The following is a 1,177-nucleotide window of genomic DNA, read 5'->3' on the forward strand; positions in this document are numbered from 1 at the left end:
ACGATGGCGCCGCCCTTGCCCCCGTCGCGCATCGCGACCGCCGCGGCGCGGGTGGCGAGGAACGCGGCGCGGGTGTTGACCGCGAACTGCGCATCCCAGTCCGCCACCGGCGAGTCGAGCAGCCGCCCGCTGCGCAGGATCCCGGCGTTGTTCACGAACACGTCCGGCACCCCGAGGGTCTCCGTCAGCTCCGCCGTCACCTCGTCGACGGCGGCCGGGTCGGTGACGTCGGCGACGCGCGCGTGACCGTTCAGCGCGGCCGCCGCGTCCTTCGCGGTCTCCGGGTCCTTGTCGATGATCGCGACCCTGGCCCCCGCCTCGGCGAGGCGGGTGGCGATCGCGCGGCCGATCCCTCGGCCCGCACCCGTGACGACCGCGGTCTTCCCGTCCAGCGTGCTCATCCGACGGCTCCTTGCGTGGTGCGCACCCGGATCGCCGAGAGGGAGAGCAGGCTGATCACGGCGACCGCGGCGAGCAGGGCCGACATCGGCCACGCGGCGTTGTCGAAGGCGATGAGCAGGCTGCCTGCCAGCAGCGGGACCAGACCGCCGATCATGCCGCCGATCTGGTAGCCGAGGGAGGCGCCGGTGTAGCGCACCTCGGCGGGGAACAGCTCCGAGTAGAGGGCGGCCTGCGGGCCGTACATGAGGGGGTGTCCGATGCCCATCATGATCAGGACTCCGAGGAACAGCAGGGGCGTCGAGCCGGTCTCGATCAGCCAGAACAGCGGGAACGCGGCCACGGCGACGAGCAGTGCGCCCGCGGCGAAGACCGGGCGGCGCCCGACCCTGTCGGAGAGGGCCCCGAAGAAGGGCACCGTGCAGCACATGACCGCGGCGGTGACGAGCACCGCGCCGAGGAACGTGCTGCGGCTGATCCCCACGTGCGAGGTCGCCCAGGACAACCCGAGCACCGTCACCAGGTAGAAGACGGTGTTGATCACGACGAAGGCGCCGGCGGCCGCGGCGATGTTGCGCGGGTGGCGCAGGAGCGCCTCGCGTACCGGGAGTGTGACGACCTGGCCCGCCGAGCGGGCCGCGGCGAACTCCGGCGACTCGTGCAGGCTCAGCCGCACGACCATGCCGATGATGATGAGCAGGGCGCTCGCCAGGAACGGGATCCGCCAGCCCCAGTCGAGGAACTGCTCGTCGGGCAGGCTGCTGACCGCGGAGAAGGC

The 1,177-nt window shown here is 72.4% G+C and carries 2 protein-coding genes; both read right to left on the bottom strand.

All coding sequences use genetic code 11. From position 1 onward, the window contains the following. Positions 1 to 401: SDR family NAD(P)-dependent oxidoreductase (locus PKE99_RS37600; protein WP_271215034.1), on the bottom strand; the 401-nt coding region annotated here is incomplete at its 3' end. Then, a partial coding sequence (locus PKE99_RS37605) for an MFS transporter (protein WP_271215035.1) occupies positions 398 to 1,177 on the bottom strand: 780 nt, incomplete at its 5' end. The genes PKE99_RS37600 and PKE99_RS37605, both read right to left, overlap by 4 nt.

Origin of the sequence: Pseudonocardia halophobica, assembly GCF_027922425.1 — a bacterium.
GTDB lineage: Bacteria > Actinomycetota > Actinomycetes > Mycobacteriales > Pseudonocardiaceae > Pseudonocardia > Pseudonocardia halophobica.